Annotated in this window: 18 protein-coding genes and 1 pseudogene; 13 read left to right on the top strand and 6 right to left on the bottom strand. The window is 69.5% G+C overall.

Going from position 1 to position 15,472, the window contains the following annotated elements:
* Window positions 1-251 precede the first annotated feature (251 nt).
* Complete coding sequence (gene lepA / locus ACZ6JY_RS02360) at window positions 252-2,123, bottom strand: translation elongation factor 4 (RefSeq protein WP_469191381.1); 1,872 nt, start codon at window positions 2,121-2,123, stop codon at window positions 252-254.
* A 379-nt stretch (window positions 2,124-2,502) separates the two neighbouring features.
* On the opposite strand from lepA, the gene rpsT reads away from it, so the two are divergent.
* Window positions 2,503-2,769 carry a 30S ribosomal protein S20 gene (rpsT, locus tag ACZ6JY_RS02355; protein WP_469191379.1) on the top strand — a complete coding sequence of 89 codons (267 nt, stop codon included), beginning with the start codon at window positions 2,503-2,505 and terminating at the stop codon, window positions 2,767-2,769.
* Between the two features lie 526 nt (window positions 2,770-3,295).
* On the opposite strand, the gene holA is transcribed toward rpsT, so the two are convergent.
* The gene (holA, locus tag ACZ6JY_RS02350) at window positions 3,296-4,282 is read right to left on the bottom strand and encodes a DNA polymerase III subunit delta (RefSeq protein WP_469191377.1); all 987 of its coding nucleotides are present in this window, start codon (window positions 4,280-4,282) and stop codon (window positions 3,296-3,298) included.
* 117 nt (window positions 4,283-4,399) lie between these two features.
* Between holA and ACZ6JY_RS02345 the strand changes: the two genes are divergently transcribed.
* Window positions 4,400-4,645, top strand: coding sequence for a hypothetical protein (locus tag ACZ6JY_RS02345; RefSeq protein WP_469191375.1), 246 nt, complete (start codon window positions 4,400-4,402; stop codon window positions 4,643-4,645).
* Between the two features lie 61 nt (window positions 4,646-4,706).
* Here the strand turns inward: ACZ6JY_RS02345 and ACZ6JY_RS02340 are convergent, their stop codons facing one another.
* Together ACZ6JY_RS02340 and ACZ6JY_RS02335 are read right to left on the bottom strand one after the other, a co-directional pair.
* Window positions 4,707-5,600, bottom strand: coding sequence for a YceI family protein (locus ACZ6JY_RS02340; protein WP_469191374.1), 894 nt, complete (start codon window positions 5,598-5,600; stop codon window positions 4,707-4,709).
* A 338-nt stretch (window positions 5,601-5,938) separates the two neighbouring features.
* Window positions 5,939-7,576 (bottom strand): annotated as a pseudogene (locus tag ACZ6JY_RS02335) (ComEC/Rec2 family competence protein); the annotation flags it as partial.
* A gap of 35 nt (window positions 7,577-7,611) precedes the next feature.
* Here ACZ6JY_RS02335 and ACZ6JY_RS02330 point away from each other — a divergent pair.
* Window positions 7,612-9,153: a recombinase family protein gene (locus tag ACZ6JY_RS02330; protein ID WP_469191372.1), complete on the top strand. Its 1,542-nt coding sequence runs from the start codon at window positions 7,612-7,614 to the stop codon at window positions 9,151-9,153.
* A gap of 36 nt (window positions 9,154-9,189) precedes the next feature.
* Here the strand turns inward: ACZ6JY_RS02330 and ACZ6JY_RS02325 are convergent, their stop codons facing one another.
* On the bottom strand, window positions 9,190-9,717 hold the full coding sequence (locus ACZ6JY_RS02325; protein ID WP_469191370.1) for a hypothetical protein: 528 nt from the start codon (window positions 9,715-9,717) through the stop codon (window positions 9,190-9,192).
* 13 nt (window positions 9,718-9,730) lie between these two features.
* Window positions 9,731-10,183 (bottom strand): helix-turn-helix domain-containing protein, encoded by a 453-nt coding sequence (locus ACZ6JY_RS02320; protein WP_469191368.1) that lies wholly within the window; start codon window positions 10,181-10,183, stop codon window positions 9,731-9,733.
* A 258-nt stretch (window positions 10,184-10,441) separates the two neighbouring features.
* Here ACZ6JY_RS02320 and ACZ6JY_RS02315 point away from each other — a divergent pair, with 258 nt between their 5' ends.
* From ACZ6JY_RS02315 to ACZ6JY_RS02270, 10 genes are all read left to right on the top strand, one after another.
* Entirely contained in the window at window positions 10,442-10,666 is a 225-nt protein-coding gene (locus ACZ6JY_RS02315) for a helix-turn-helix domain-containing protein (protein ID WP_469191366.1), read from the top strand.
* Window positions 10,663-10,842: a hypothetical protein gene (locus tag ACZ6JY_RS02310; protein ID WP_469191364.1), complete on the top strand. Its 180-nt coding sequence runs from the start codon at window positions 10,663-10,665 to the stop codon at window positions 10,840-10,842. The genes ACZ6JY_RS02315 and ACZ6JY_RS02310 overlap by 4 nt, the downstream gene beginning before the upstream one ends.
* Before the next feature lie 94 nt (window positions 10,843-10,936).
* The gene (locus tag ACZ6JY_RS02305; RefSeq protein WP_469191362.1) at window positions 10,937-11,371 is read left to right on the top strand and encodes a DUF6197 family protein; all 435 of its coding nucleotides are present in this window, start codon (window positions 10,937-10,939) and stop codon (window positions 11,369-11,371) included.
* The gene (locus ACZ6JY_RS02300) at window positions 11,368-11,922 is read left to right on the top strand and encodes a hypothetical protein (protein WP_469191360.1); all 555 of its coding nucleotides are present in this window, start codon (window positions 11,368-11,370) and stop codon (window positions 11,920-11,922) included. Before ACZ6JY_RS02305 ends, ACZ6JY_RS02300 begins: the two co-directional genes overlap by 4 nt.
* A complete protein-coding gene (locus tag ACZ6JY_RS02295; RefSeq protein ID WP_469191358.1) occupies window positions 11,919-12,077 on the top strand; it encodes a hypothetical protein in 159 nt (52 codons plus the stop codon). Before ACZ6JY_RS02300 ends, ACZ6JY_RS02295 begins: the two co-directional genes overlap by 4 nt.
* Window positions 12,078-12,080: 3 nt before the next feature.
* Window positions 12,081-12,905 (top strand): hypothetical protein, encoded by an 825-nt coding sequence (locus tag ACZ6JY_RS02290; RefSeq protein ID WP_469191356.1) that lies wholly within the window; start codon window positions 12,081-12,083, stop codon window positions 12,903-12,905.
* A gap of 208 nt (window positions 12,906-13,113) precedes the next feature.
* A complete protein-coding gene (locus tag ACZ6JY_RS02285) occupies window positions 13,114-13,530 on the top strand; it encodes a hypothetical protein (RefSeq protein WP_469191354.1) in 417 nt (138 codons plus the stop codon).
* A 63-nt stretch (window positions 13,531-13,593) separates the two neighbouring features.
* Complete coding sequence (locus ACZ6JY_RS02280; protein ID WP_469191352.1) at window positions 13,594-14,550, top strand: hypothetical protein; 957 nt, start codon at window positions 13,594-13,596, stop codon at window positions 14,548-14,550.
* Between the two features lie 12 nt (window positions 14,551-14,562).
* The gene (locus tag ACZ6JY_RS02275; protein ID WP_469191350.1) at window positions 14,563-14,874 is read left to right on the top strand and encodes a hypothetical protein; all 312 of its coding nucleotides are present in this window, start codon (window positions 14,563-14,565) and stop codon (window positions 14,872-14,874) included.
* 115 nt (window positions 14,875-14,989) lie between these two features.
* Window positions 14,990-15,355: a hypothetical protein gene (locus tag ACZ6JY_RS02270; RefSeq protein WP_469191348.1), complete on the top strand. Its 366-nt coding sequence runs from the start codon at window positions 14,990-14,992 to the stop codon at window positions 15,353-15,355.
* The last annotated feature ends 117 nt before the right edge of the window (window positions 15,356-15,472 follow it).

Genomic DNA, 15,472 nt, shown 5'->3' with positions numbered 1-15,472 from the left:
GGGCCCACGTCAGTGCGGCGAACTGGCTGGTTGGCTGCTTCTTACGTCCCTGCCGGCTACTTGTTTAACTTGCGAGTAACCTACGAGTGGTGATCAGAGTAGAGCGCCGACGCCCGGTGCGTAAGGGGCATCTGCCTGTCACTTCGTACAGACACTCAAACGGAATGAGCAGGCCCGCGGCAACATGCCGCGGGCCCGGTACGCATACGCACCGGGCCCGCGCGGCAGCGGCTCGACCGCCGCCGGTGTGACTACTTCTTGCCCTTGCCGGGGCCGCTCTCGTCACTGGAGAGCACGGCGATGAAGGCTTCCTGCGGCACCTCGACGGAGCCGACCATCTTCATGCGCTTCTTGCCCTCCTTCTGCTTCTCCAGGAGCTTGCGCTTACGGGAGATGTCACCGCCGTAGCACTTGGCGAGGACGTCCTTGCGGATCGCGCGGATCGTCTCGCGGGCGATGACGCGCGAACCGATCGCCGCCTGCACGGGGATCTCGAAGGCCTGCCGCGGGATGAGCTCGCGCAGCTTGGCGACGAGCCGCACGCCGTACGCGTACGCCGCGTCCTTGTGGGTGACCGCCGAGAAGGCGTCGACCTTGTCGCCGTGGAGCAGGATGTCGACCTTGACGAGCTGCGCGGACTGCTCGCCCGTGGGCTCGTAGTCCAGCGAGGCGTAGCCGCGCGTCTTCGACTTGAGCTGGTCGAAGAAGTCGAAGACGATCTCGGCGAGCGGCAGCGTGTAGCGGATCTCGACGCGGTCCTCGGAGAGGTAGTCCATGCCGAGCATGACGCCGCGCCGGTTCTGGCACAGCTCCATGATCGAACCGATGAACTCGCTCGGGGCGAGGATCGTGGCGCGCACGACGGGCTCGTGCACCTGGTCGATCTTGCCCTCGGGGAACTCGCTCGGGTTCGTGACCGTGTGCTCGGTGCCGTCCTCCATGATCACGCGGTAGACCACGTTGGGGGCGGTGGCGATCAGGTCGAGCCCGAACTCGCGCTCGAGCCGCTCACGGATCACGTCGAGGTGCAGCAGCCCCAGGAACCCCACACGGAAGCCGAACCCGAGAGCAGCCGAGGTCTCCGGCTCATACACCAGCGCGGCGTCGTTGAGCTGGAGCTTGTCGAGGGCCTCGCGCAGGTCCGGGTACTCCGAGCCGTCCAGCGGATACAGCCCCGAGAACACCATCGGCTTGGGGTCCTTGTAACCGCCGAGCGCCTCGGCCGCGCCCTTGTGCAGGGAGGTGATCGTGTCACCGACCTTGGACTGACGGACGTCCTTCACGCCGGTGATGATGTAGCCCACCTCGCCGACGCCGATGCCGTCGGCCGGGGTCATCTCGGGCGAGGAGACACCGATCTCAAGGAGCTCGTGCGTGGCACCGGTGGACATCATCCGGATGCGCTCGCGCTTGTTGAGCTGACCGTCGACGACTCGTACGTACGTCACGACGCCGCGGTAGGAGTCATAGACCGAGTCGAAGATCATCGCGCGCGCCGGAGCGTCCTTGACGCCGACCGGCGCCGGGATCTCGGCGACGACCTTGTCCAGCAGCGCCTCGACGCCCATGCCGGTCTTCGCGGAGACCTTCAGGACGTCGTCGGGGTCGCAGCCGATGAGGTTGGCGAGCTCCTCGGAGAACTTCTCCGGCTGGGCGGCCGGCAGGTCGATCTTGTTCAGTACGGGGATGATCTTGAGGTCGTTCTCCATCGCCAGGTACAGGTTGGCGAGAGTCTGCGCCTCGATGCCCTGGGCCGCGTCGACCAGGAGGACCGTGCCCTCGCAGGCCGCGAGCGAACGTGAGACTTCGTACGTGAAGTCCACGTGGCCCGGGGTGTCGATCATGTTGAGGATGTGGGTGCTGCCCTGGTCCGGGCCCTCGCTCGGGGCCCAGGGCAGACGCACCGCCTGGGACTTGATCGTGATGCCGCGCTCGCGCTCGATGTCCATCCGGTCGAGGTACTGAGCACGCATCTGCCGCTGCTCCACCACCCCGGTGAGCTGGAGCATGCGGTCGGCGAGCGTGGACTTGCCGTGGTCGATGTGCGCGATGATGCAGAAATTGCGGATCAGAGCCGGGTCGGTACGGCTCGGCTCGGGCACATTCTTAGGGGTCGCGGGCACGCAGGGTCCTGTCTCTTGAGGCGCCGGTCGCCTCGGGTCGGATCTATACGTAGCTTCCATCGTCCCATGGGCGCGGCGCGGGCCGGGCGCTTGGTGTGGCGGGGGGTGGTGTGGGGGCGGTGCGGGGGGCTCGGCGCTTGGGGTGGTGGGGCGTCGGTACTTCTCGGGGTGGGGGCTCGGCGGCTGGGGTTGGCGCTCGGCAGCTCGGTGCCGGGCTAGGCGGCTTGGCGGGGGCTGGAGCTGCGCCCGGTTTGGGCCGGTCGGAGGGCGGCTGGTACCGTGGACAGCTGTGTCTCGTAGCCCTCTCGAGCATCGAGGCGCGTGTCATAACACTCATCTGCAGTACCTCTGCAGTACCTGAACCTGAGAAGGCTCTTTCGTGGCGAACATCAAGTCCCAGATCAAGCGGATCAAGACCAACGAGAAGGCGCGTCAGCGCAACAAGGCGGTCAAGTCTTCTCTGAAGACCGCGATCCGCAAGGCCCGCGAGGCCGTTGCCGCCGGTGACACCCAGAAGGCCGCCGAGCTCACGCGTGAGGCCACGCGTCAGCTGGACAAGGCCGTCTCCAAGGGCGTCATCCACAAGAACCAGGCCGCCAACAAGAAGTCGGCGCTTGCGACGAAGGCCGCGTCCATCAAGGGCTGAAGCCTCTGCGAGTACCGCGGGCCCTCGCTTCGAGCGGCTGACAGCGGCCTCACTTGATTTGACGCCGGCACGGGAACCAGCGGGCCCCTCTCTTCCGCTCCCGTCCGGCACCCCGGATCCGTACACGATCTGCGTTCGCCACGCGGGTACGGATCCACTCAGTGTTTCTACGAAAACCCCGTCCCGCTGCCCTTCCCCAGGTCGGCGGGGCGGGGTTTTCGGCGTTGGGGGTACGGACGGCTCCGGCGGGGCGGGGGCTGGCGCCGGGCGCTGCGAGCGGGGCGTGGCTGGGGCACGCGGTGGCTGCGGGGCGGCGGCTGCGACTGCGGCTGCGAGGTGCGGCGACTGCCGGGCCCGGGGGTAAGGGAGCTGCGGGGCTCGGGCGGCTGGGCGCTGCGGGGGCTGACGCCAAGCGTTGCGGGGCGTGGCTGGGCCCGTGGTCATCGCTTCCGGGCGGCTGCGAGCGTGGTGGGCCGGCTCCGCGGTCGCGGAGGCGGGGCGGGGCTGTCGCCGGGGCCGGGGGAGGTCAGGTGCGGCGGGATCTGGCGGCGCGGGCGATGGCCACCACGGCCTTCTCCAGTGCGTACTCGGGGTCGTCGCCGCCGCCCTTGACCCCCGCGTCGGCCGCGGCGATCGCGGTGATCGCGGCGGCTACGCCATCCGGGGTCCAGCCACGCATCTGCTGCCGCACACGGTCGATCTTCCAGGGCGGCATGCCCAGCTCACGGGCCAGATCGGCGGGCCGCCCGCCCCGCGCGGAGGAGAGCTTGCCGATGGCCCGCACGCCCTGCGCGAGCGCGCTCGTGATCAGGACGGGCGCGACCCCGGTCGACAGCGACCAGCGCAACGCCTCAAGCGCCTCCGCGGCCCGCCCCTCCACGGCCCGGTCCGCCACCGTGAAGCTCGACGCCTCCGCCCGGCCGGTGTAGTACCGCCCGACGACCGCCTCGTCGATCGTGCCCTCGACGTCCGCCACGAGCTGCGAGACCGCCGAGGCGAGCTCCCGCAGATCGCTGCCGATCGCGTCGATGAGGGCCTGGCACGCCTCGGGCGTCGCCGAACGCCCCGTCGCACGGAACTCCGAGCGCACGAACGCCAGCCGGTCCGCGGGCTTGGTCATCTTCGGGCAGGCGACCTCCCGCGCTCCCGCCTTGCGGGCCGCGTCGAGCAGGGCCTTGCCCTTGGCGCCGCCCGCGTGCAGCAGCACCAGGGTGATCTCCTCGGCGGGCGCCCCCAGATACCCCTTCACGTCCTTCACCGTGTCGGCCGACAGATCATGCGCGTTGCGCACGACGACGACCTTGCGCTCGGCGAAGAGCGAGGGACTGGTGAGCTCGGCGAGCGTGCCGGGCTGCACCTGGTCGGAGGTGAGGTCACGCACGTCCGTGTCCGCGTCGGCGGCGCGGGCGGCCGCCACCACCTGCTGCACGGCACGGTCGAGAAGCAGGTCCTCCTGCCCCACGGCGAGCGTGAGGGGAGCGAGCGGATCGTCGTTAGCTGTCTTCCTGGCCATCGCGGTCAAGCATCCCACGCGGCACTGACAGTCCGTCCCGTACGACGGCCTTCCCGGCCGGGAGCCCGTGCCGGGAGCCCGTGCCGTGCCGCGCGGCCCGTATCGGAGAATGGGGGCGTGAACGACGTACGACATGTCCTGGTGCTGCCCGACCGCGATGCCGCGGAGGAGGTGGCCGAAGATCTTCCCGACCGCTTCGGCGTCACCGAGGAGCCCCAGCTCGTACGCGACGCCCTGGCCGGCGAGGACGACGCCGAGGACGCCCAGTGGCTGGTCGTGGTCGAAGACCCCGAGTCCCGCCTCGACCGCGCGGCGCTCGACGAACTGGCCGCCGAACACGAGGGCTGGCTGGAGGCCCCGTAGGCGTGGCGGTCGCGCGGCGGCGCGGGGCCGGCCTCGGGCCGCAGCGCGTACCCCCGCCGCGTCAGCTCTTGGGGACGACCTGGATGTCGAGGTCGACCGTGATGCTGTGCCCGACGGCCGCGATACCGCGCGCGAGCATCGTCTGCCAGGTGATCGTGAAATCGTCGCGGAGCAGCTCGGTGCTGGCCCGGCAGGCCACGCGGGTCTCCCCCTCGAGCCCCTGCCCGACCCCGAGATACTCGGCGTCCAGCGTCACCGTCCGCGTCACGCCGTGCAGCGTCAGCCCACCGGATATCGCCCAGCGGCTACCGCCCTTGTGCACGAAGCGGTCGCTGTAGAACTCCATCGTCGGGAAGCGCTCCACGTCCAGGAAGTCCCCCGAGCGCAGATGGTCGTCGCGCATCTTGACCGCGGTGTCGATGGACGCCGCGTCGATGACGACGTGCATCGCGGAGTCCTCCATGCGCTCGCCCAGCCGAATCGCCCCCGCGAAACTGTTGAACCGCCCGTGGATCCGGGCCAGTCCGATGTGCCGCGCCGAGAACCCGACCGAGGAGTGCTGCGGGTCGACCTCCCAGTCGCCGGGCTCGGGAAGCGCCGGGGGCTGGGCGACCTGAAGCGTGACGTCACCGAGCGAGGCGTGCGCGTCCTCGCCCACCGTGGCGCTCGCCCGGTACGGAGTGAACCCCTCCGCCGACACCGCGAGGCGGTACTCCCCCGCCGGCACGGTCGTGATGAACGACCCGAAAGGGTCCGTCCCCCCGCTCACCACCTTGCGGCCCACGGCATCGCTGACCACGAACTCCGCGTTCCGAACGGGCTCGTTCACGGCATCGAGCACCCGGCAGCTGAGCAACCCCGCACTCGGCGGAACCGTGAACGCCGACAGGGCCCCCGTCCGTCCCACCCGATTCGTACGGTTCCCCAACCGACTCCCCAGCCAACGGCCGAACACCTACGACACACCCCCGCGTTCCCTTGACAACACCTGAAACCTGCTAACTACAACGAAAGGGCATTCGATCACCGTTGCGGCATTCGATGCAACACGGACCTACATCACGCCAAATGCCGACGATGCGCTGTAGCGCCACTACTGGACCGCTTTGGCCCCTACGCTTCCGACTCCGGCGCAGGTCAGCCTGTGTTCCCGGCGGTAGCCCTACCGGCGGGGCCTAACGGAGGGGCCGGCCGGAGGGGTCGGCCGCTCGGGGCGATGTCCACTCAGCCCTGCGGCGGCCACCGGCCCCGCGTCCTGCGTTCTGCGCCACCGGCCCTGCGTCCTGCGTCCTGCTAAGGCGGCCGTGTGGCGACCTCCAGCCGCGGCGCCGATCTCCGCCCCGAAGCCAGCACCGCGATCGCGCCCTGCTTGTCCGTGCGCAACACCTCCGCCCCCTCCGCCCTCAGCGCCGCCACGGTGACCGGTGCCGGGTGTCCATACGTGTTGTCCGCGCCACTAGAGACGAGGGCCAGCCGGGGCGCCGCCCTGCGCAGTAGCTCCGGGTCCTGGTTGGCCGAGCCGTGGTGGGCGACCTTCAGGACGTCCACGGACGTGAGCGACGCGGCTTGCGGGCTTCGCAGCAACGCCCGTTGGGCGGGTGGTTCGAGGTCACCGAGCAGCAGCAGTCTCAGCCCGGCGGTCCGCACGAGCAGGGTGACACTCGCGTCGTTCGGCCCCTCGGGCCGCACCCGTGGCTCGGCCTGCGGCCAGAGCACCCGCCATTCCAGGGCACCCGCCCGCCGCCGCTCCCCTGCCGTGGCCCGGGTCACCGGCACCCCCTTCGCAGCCGCCTGCCGCCGGACGAACTGCGCCTGGTCCGAAGGCTCCTCGAACCCGGTTGTCTGGATCGCCCCCACCTCACGCCCCCGCAACACCCCCGGCAGCCCGGCCACATGGTCGGCATGAAAATGCGTCAGGAGCACCAGGGGCACACGTGTGATCCCGAGGGAGTGCAGGCAGCGGTCCGCCGCCACCGGGTCCGGCCCCGCGTCGACCACCACCCCGGCACCCCCACCCGCCGCGAGCACCATGGCGTCGCCCTGGCCCACGTCGCACATCACCATGCGCCAGCCCTGCGGCGGCCAGCCCGCGATCACCCGGGTGAGGGGCGGCGGCTGAACGATGACCAGGAGCAGCAGCAACGCGCAGGCCGCCGCGAGCCACGGGTGCCGTGCGAGCCTGCGCCCGGCCAGGACGACCGCCACCGTGGCGAGCGCCAGCAGGAACCCGCCACGCCAGCCGCCCGGCCAGTCGACACCACTGCCGGGCAGTGCCGCGCCCGTGCGGGCGATCTCCGCGATCCACCCGGTGGGCCAACTGGCGCCCCACGCGAGCACCTCCGCGACCGGCATCGCCACCGGCGCCACCGCGAGCGCGGCGAAACCGAGCACGGTGGCGGGCGCGACGGCGAACTCCGCCAGGAGATTGCACGGCACCGCGACCAGACTCACCCGGGCGGCGAGAACGGCCACCACCGGCGCGCACACCGCCTGCGCCGCGGCCGCCGCGGCCAGCGCCTCCGCCGGCCGTGGCGGCACCCCGCGCGTTCGCAGCGCGGCTGCCCAGCGGGGCGCGAGGGTGAGCAGGGCGCCGGTGGCCAGGACGGAGAGCAGGAAGCCATAGCTCCGGGCCAGCCAGGGGTCCCACAGAACGAGCAGCAGCACCGCGGCGGCCAGCGCCGGGATCAGCGATCTGCGCCGCCCGGTGGCGATGGCGAGCAGCGCGATCAGCCCGCAGGCCGCGGCACGCAGCACGCTCGGGTCCGGCCGGCAGACGATGACGAAGCCGAGGGTCAGCATCCCGCCCAGTAACGCCGTGGTCCGCAACGGAATGCCCAGCTTCGGCGCGAGCCCCCGCCGCTCGGCCCGCTGCGCCATGCCCGGCGGTCCGATGAGCAGCGCGAGGACGATCGTCAGGTTAGCCCCTGCCAATGTCACTCAGGCAGATGAGTCGATAGTCTCAACTCATGCCCATCGCGCCCGAGTACCTGCACATGGTCTTCCCCGACGAGGAATTCCCCGCGCTGCTCTACGGGCGCGCCTCGCGAGACCCGAAGAAGAAGGGCCGCAGCGTCGCCGACCAGATCGATACCGGCCGCCAGATGTGCGACCAGTTCGGATGGCCGATCGCCGAGGTTTTCGACCAAGACGTCGACCGCAGCGCGAGTCGCCACGCACGCCGCACCCGAAAGGACTTCGAGGCCCTGATCCTGGCCATCATGGCCGGTCGCGGTCGTATCGTCGTGGCCTTCGAGGCGTCTCGCTACTACCGCGATATCGAGGCGTACATCCGCCTGCGCAACGCCTGCATGGAGAACGACGTCCTGCTCTGTTACAACGGGCAGATCTACGACCTGTCCAAGCGCGAGGATCGCAAGATCACCGCTCAGCACGCGGTCGAAGCCGAGGATGAGGGTGAAGGCATCCGTGAGCGGGTGCTCCGCACGACACGGTCACAGGCGAAGAAGGGCGCTCCGCACGGTCGGATCCTGTGGGGGTACGGCCGCCGCTACGACCCGGATACCGGCGACCTGATTGACCAGTACGTGCTTCCCGAGCGCGGACCCGTCGTCGTCGACATCTTCCAGCGCGTCGAGGCGGGCGAGACCGAGTATTCGATCTTGCAGGATTTGCAAGCCGAAGGGGAGCGGGAGCCCGGCATCCCGTGGCGGTACGACCACTTGACCAGCATGCTGCGGAACCCCGGTTACATCGGAAAGCGTGTCTTTCAGGGTGAGGTCATCGGCGATGCCGCATGGCCGCCGATCTCGAACGGGAACGATGACGAAGGGTTCATCCAGACGTTCCACAACGTGCAAACGATCGTGACCAATCCGAAGCGGCGCACGTCGCACGACACATCGGTAAAGCACGAGCTGTCATTCCTTGGGTTGTGCGGCGAGTGCGAAGAGGAACCGCATCTCAAAGTCCTGAAGAACCGCGGCTATCTGTCGTACCAGTGCAGCCTCCGTTACGACACGGTCATGCGGAAAGAGACGCTGGAGGCGTACGTCGAAGAGGCAGTGGTCCAGTGGCTTTCCAGCCCGGCTGCCGCCGAGGCCTTCCGTAACGATGCGGAGCAGAAGGCTGCCGCCGCCTCACGCGCGCTCGCTCAGGCCCTGACCGAGCAGTTGGAAGAGGCGCGCGCTACGGCAGGCCAGCTGACGCCCCAGGGCCGCCCGGTCCTATCCATTGCGTCTCTGGCAGCCATCGAGGCCCGTTTGATCCCGCAGATCGAGGTGGCGGAGGCGGCCGGCGAGGTGACCTCTGCGCCGCCGCTTGTGCGGCGGCTGTTGAGTGCCGAGGACGTGGATGCGATGTGGCAGGGCCTGACGGTGCCGCAGCATCGGACGGTGTACCGGGCGGTGGTCACGATCCGTCTGAACAAGGCAAGGGCACGGGGGGTGCGCGCTGTCGAGCCGGGCCGCATCACGCTGGCCTTCGTGGGGCAGCCTGGGTTCCGGCCGTACAGGCTGACTCGCGCGTCTGCGCGACCGTCGCCGAAGTGAGGGGTACGCGTTGAACTGCGGCTGTTGGGCCAGCCGTTAGCGGACGTCGCGGCTCCTGGCCCTTTCCTGCTCCTGTTTTGGGAAGGCGATGACGCGGGCGTGTTCCTGGGTGGCCTCTGTTGCGTTGTGCTTCCGCATGAGCTGGATGCCGGCCTCTAGGGTGTCGCAGACGAGTTGGGCTTTCTGCTCGTCGAAATTGTCCTGCATTTTGGCGCGTTCGGCGGCGAGGATTGCTGTCGTTTGGGCTCGGTCTGCTGCGGCATCTCGCGAGAGGCGTTGCCGTTCCATCTCGATGGAGGCCTGCGCTGCGATGTATCGGGTTCGCTCGTCGTTGGCGCTGCGGATCGATTCTGCGAGTTCCGCCCGCTCCGCCTGTGTGTCTGTGATCCACCGGCGTATCGCGGTGAGGGTGAGCAGGGTGAGAGTGACCGTGGTGAGGCTTGCTCCACCCAAGGAGTAGGCCAGCTCGTTTCGTGCGACGCCGTAGAGGATGAGTGAGATTCCTGCGGCGGCTGTGAGTGCCGCTACCACCGCTGATGCTCTGGTTGCCCCTGTCGCCGCCATACGCACTCCCGCCCTACATCTGTGCTGCTGTGCCTCCGCGGGTGTCGTCGGCGCGATCACCGGCGTCCTCATCTTCTTGACGCATGAGGCGCTCGACGGTTGCGGTGAACATGTGGCGTCCCACTGCGTCATTAATGCCGAGTCGGTCTGCTGCATCGTCCGGAGTGAAGGACGAGCCTACCTGTGACTGATCGGTTTCGTGTGGTGACTGAAGCGAATCAGGAGAAATGAGCCCTGTATCGATCAGTAGGGCGACAGGGCTGTACTTGATGGCGGCGGCGAGGGGGCTCAGGAATTTGAGCTCAGGGATGGCCTTGCCCTTGAGCATGCGACTGACGCTGCTCTCGGACATGCCGGTGTCGCGGGCGAGTCGGGCTTGCGCTCCATGACCGAAGTAGCCGGCCGCCTTGGCGGCGGGGGCGACCACGGCAGCGAAGCGCTGCGCGTGCGTGGGGGCCTCTGTCATGTCCCGAAACTCTACCTCCCTCGATAGGGAGTATCCAGAAAATCCCTCGCGCGCAAGAGTGGCCATTGGGCCACTCACCTGCATTAACACAGGCCACACGCGCAATCGAACAAGCGTTCGCTTTAAAGAATCACTCTCCCTCTTGAGCAATCTCCCTTGCGCGGGAGGAAGCTTGGTGACAAAGTCTCCCTCGTGAGCAAGGAACACTCTGCTACCAGGGACGACGCCTGCCACAGAAGGCACGAGGGAGGTGAATTCGTGTTCCGCCTAGACGTAACCAAGCTCCTCGCCGCGACCGCCGCTCACGGCGACGACACCGGCGCCAAGATCTACCGCCGTACGGGAATTGCCGAGTCCTCCGTCTACCGGATCCTCAACGGCGAGACCCAGCCTGACCTGAACTCGGCCATGCGCCTCGCCGAGACCTACGACTTCGATCTACGTCAGGTCATCCAGCGCGTACGCATCGAGGCCGCAGCGTGACCGGCGAAGAGCGCCGCGCGCTCCTCGGCGACGCAGTCATTGAGCACATCCGCGAGTGCGTCAAGGACGCGCCCGCTCCCTCGCAGGACGTCATCGACACCCTGCGCCAGATCTTCGCCAGGCCTGCCGCACGCCCCTCCGTGCCGCAACGCCCCCCGGCTGATCAAGCCGCCTGACCCACCCCTTTTCGCGCCGAAGGGCCGCCCGACTTCCCGGCCTGGCGACCCCTCTACCGGCGCCTCTACCAACCCAGAAAACGAGAGGTCACCAATGGCCACATCATTGCAGACCAGCAGCAGGGTTCTCCCGCTGCACCAGGCGCCGCAGGCGCGGCCAGCGACCGTCTCCAGCCTGTTCCGGTCGGCGGCTCGACTGCTCGCCGTAAACGGCCTGTACAAGGGCGACTTCGTCCCGGACGCGATGGACCGGGAGATGTGCATCCCGCACGCCTTCCGCCCCATGAGCATCGTGGCCGCGCTGAAGTGCGCGACGACCGGCGACCCGCACCGCCCCTCCCTGCTGTCGGACGAGGCAATCGCCGTGCTGGCGCTGCGCCTGGAGGTCGACGGCGAGGGCCCGCTGTACGGCGGGATCTTCGACCTGGAGGCGCACGTCGACGCGTGGGGTGACGCCGAGTCGCGGACCACGGAGGCCGCAGTTGCGGTCCTGGAGCACGCCGCGGACGCGAACGAGGTGTCCGCATGAGCGCGCCGCTGGTGGTCAACCTCAGGGACGGGTCGGTCTGGGAGCGCCGTGCTGAGACCTCGGCTGGGGTGGCGTTGTACGCGGTGGCTGGTGCACCGAAGTGCTGCCCGCCGCAGGCGATGGCGACGCTGCCGGAGTTGGCGGAGCACGGAATCGCGGGCTCCGCGCACGCACTGCCGATGCCCATCGGCCCGCAGCCGGACACGATCACGTTCGCATTGACGCCGAAGGCAGAGCTAGGCAAGAAGGACACCCTTGCGGGCGAGTCCACTTCCCCGGCCACGTTGACCGTCTACCGCGCCGAGCACGACAGCGGCACCCCCCTCGGCCTCTACACCACCGAGACCGCCGCCCGCGCCCACTGCGAAGCCACCGCCAGCCGCGAACACCCCGCCAGCGTCGCCCTCTTCTTCGACTGGATCAACGACGACTCCGAGCCCGAGGACCCGCAGGAACTGACCGTGACCATCGACGGCGACGAGGAAACCACGGGCTACATCGTCACCCCGATCACCGTCGCCTCTGCGTACGACGACCAGGCCGACGAGTGACCGACACCCCGCAGGTCGTCGGCGCAATCGTCGTCTCGATCTGCCTCTACGCCCCCGTTGCCCTCGCCCTGAAGTGGCTCCTCGATCGCGACTGCGCCACCCAGGCCTCCGAGGACCCGCACACCACTCGCCCGGCACGTCACCACAAGGGATAACCCGTGAACCTCATCAATCTCGCCGCCACTGCCTACACCGAGGGAAGCTCATCCGCCGAGGACCAGGCCGCCGAGCATGCCGCGCAGGAGCAGGCCCAGTTCCTGAAGTACGCCCGCGGATGCGCCGGCAGCACCCTGGCCCACGCGGCGGCTGAACTCGACTGGCAGTACACGGCCGCCGCCGCCCTGCCCGAGCAGGTTGAGGAGGCTCGAGCTCTCCTCGCCCCGAGGCGTCCGGAGTACCTGCGCTACCGCATGGACCACCACAACGACCCTGACGTCACCGTGGGCCTGGAGCTGGTCCAGCCGTGTCAGGCCTGCAAGCACGAGCGCATCTCGTCCGTTACCAGCCTCTTCCACCTCGGCCGGCTCCTCGCCGAGGCGGAAGACGACCAGGCCCACGGCAGCGAGGAGGGCCAGGCGCAGGAGCCGGGCCCGCTCGCCGCGGTCGAGGAGCTGGAGAACCACATGGCACGCCTGGCCCGGCTCGCCCGCCGCCTCCTCATCGAACACCCGGACGCAGGCCTCGCCGTTCAGCATGTCTCCCTCTTCAGCCACGAGAGCGGCGGCGGCCGCGCCGAGGTCCACTTCAAGGCCGACGGCATGGAGGCGCTCCGCCAGGTCGCCGCTGCCTTGGGGACAGAGGTGGCCGCGAAGGTGTCCGGTCACTCCTCCTTCGTCCTCGAGCACGGCAGGGCGAGCGTCACGGTCGACGGGATCGATGTGGAGCTCTCCGGCTACAGCCAGCTGCCCGACGACGAGGCCGCCACGTGGCGCACCCAGCAGGACCAGCCCGAGGAGCCTGCCTCCCGGAACGCCGAGGCGTGAGCAACTCCAAGAAGCCGCCCGCGTGCGGATCGCTGGCTCTGCCACATGGGCTGACGTACGCGCGGCTGTACCCCTGCGGCTGGCGGTGTGCCCGTCACACGCCAGCCGCGCAGAAAGGCCAGCCCGAGGCCCCACCGGGCCCGGGCTGGCCGGTCCACCGCCAGCCCCCACCGGACGCCGACGCCCCTCAAGACCAACAGGAGTCATCGTGACGACCCAGGCCTCCACCGTGCCGACACCTCGCGACCTCGTTGCCCGGGGTTCCGCCCGCCGCGCCGCCGAAATGATCGCCCCCGGCACCGTGCTGCGCGGCGAGAGGTTCCGCCCGCTCTTTGAGCGCGGCATCCGTGCGAGCGGGATGACGCCGCACTCCCGCCTCGTCGCCCTCGCCCTGCTGGGGTTCGCCAACGGCGGCACCGGCGAACTGCCCGTCGAGCGACAGCCGTACCTGACCGGTCTGGTGGACGCGACCGGCCTCACCAGCGGCCAGGTCGTCGTGCAGCTGCGCGCGCTGGAGTCCCGCGGCTGGGTCCATCGCGACTCCAGCCGCTCCGCTCGGTACGAGGAGGCCCTGCTGCGGCCGGTCATCCCGCGCCACGCGCTGGAGCGCCTGCGCGCTTCGTGACCCCGTCCGGCCCAGCCGGATCTTGCCGCAACGGTTCAGCAACATCACGGAGAGAGCACCCACTTGAGCAGCAGCGAGCACGTGCAAACGGTGCGGAACGCGTGGATCAACCGCGTCCGTGACGAGGCGCTGCGTATGCGACGGCCCGAGGTCTCCAAGTGCGTCCACATCGGCATGCTCATCGCCACCTACGCCGACGCCGATGGCTCCAACGCGTTCCCCTCCGGCGCCACCCTCGCCGCCATCGCAGGGTGCACGGAGGAAACGGTCACCAGGTGCGTCAAGGTCCTCGTGGCCGTGGGCCTGCTGGAGCGCAAGCGCCGGCCGAACAAGTCCGCCATGTACCGGCTCATCGTCCCCATGCAGCGGCCTCTCTGGGCGCCGCACCTGCACCTCTACACCGACACCCGGCAGGCCAGGCGCAAGCGGGAGTTGAAAGAGAAGGAGGTAGCAGAGGCGCTCGCCGCGGAGAAGGCGAAGACGGCCCGGGACCCGTCGCAGAACGGTGTCCGGGACCCGTTCCAGAAGGGGGTTCCGGACACCGTTCCCGCCGGGGGTTCCGAAGACTCCGGAACCCGTTCTGGAACGCCCCCGGAACCCGTTCCGCACCGCGGTCCGGAACCCGTTCCCGCCGGGGGGGACCAGTCCACCCCTACCTTCGGTAGGGACCCAGAGCGTGACCACAACTTGGCTGACGACCCAGCTCAGCCACCGACGCCCGCAGGCGCCCGCGAGGCTGCCGACGCGGCGCCTGGTCTGCGCTCGGTCCCCAGGCCGCCCGGCGTCAACGCAGAAACCAGCGGCCAAGACAGCAGCGGGCAGCGGCCGTTACTGCTCCCCGTGCGCTCCCTTCACCAGGTCTCCCGCGAAGAGCTGGCCACGCTGCGCGCAACCGCGACTCCGGACGACGTGAGGCACGCCATCGCCGAACTCGGCCGCCAGCAGGCGCTCAACGTCTACGGCCACCGCCTGGTGCTCCCACACCTGCCTGACCTGCACGACACCGACACCGGCACCTGACCGGAGGAACCAATGCCCAGTGATCACGACGTCACGACGTGCTCCAGCTGCCTCGCCCGTATCCGCTGGGCGATCAGCGCCAAAGGCCGACGCCAGGCCGTCAACGCCGCCCCCGACGACGGCGGGAACCTCGCCTGCTACACCGACGGCACCGGCACTCTGCGGGCCCGCGTCCTGACACGGGACCGCGACCGCCTGGAGGGCAACGAGTGGCGTGCCATGCCGCACGCCGCCACCTGCACCGCGTCCCGACCCCGCCCCCCGTCCAGGCCCGGGCGTCGCGCCGCCGCACGCCCGGGGCCATGGCCGAGGCGGGCGCGGTGAGCCGGGCCCACGGCATCGTCACCGATGCCGTTGCCGCGGTCATCGCAGCCGAATTGCAGGCCATCGGCCCCACCATCCCCACCGCATGCCAACGCCGAGCCGAGAGGCACGCGTCATGACCTTCAAGTTCGAGCAGCCCCCAGAAGAGCTGACCTGGTACCACCTCCCGTCACTCCTCGACGCCGAGACCGGAACCCTGAAGTACGACCAAGAGCGGTACCGGGTCAGCGGCGTATCGAACAACGCCGTCGCCTGCGTCTGGTGCGGCCTCCTGGCCGACGACGGCGACGGCTTGGTGCTCACCGACCTCGGCCAGCGCATGCTCGCCGACTGGAAAGCCAGCCCCCGGGGACAGACCTGGCTCGCCGAACAGAGCGCTCTCGACGACGAGCCCGACGGCCACCAGGAACCCACCGGGGCCACCCCGCAGCTCGATACCGCGCGCGCCGACCAGCTCGACCTCTTCGGAGCCACCCCGTGACGGGCCCGTACGAGCGCCTCGCCGCCGAACAGATCCCCACCGGCACCTTCGGTCACGCACTGCCCCCACGACCCCCACAACCCCACGAACGGCCTGCGCCTCACTGGTCCCCAACCC

Source organism: Streptomyces sp. NPDC046335, from assembly GCF_055587985.1.
Note: the sequence above shows the minus strand (reverse complement) of the source record. Positions and strands in the feature narration are given on the sequence as shown.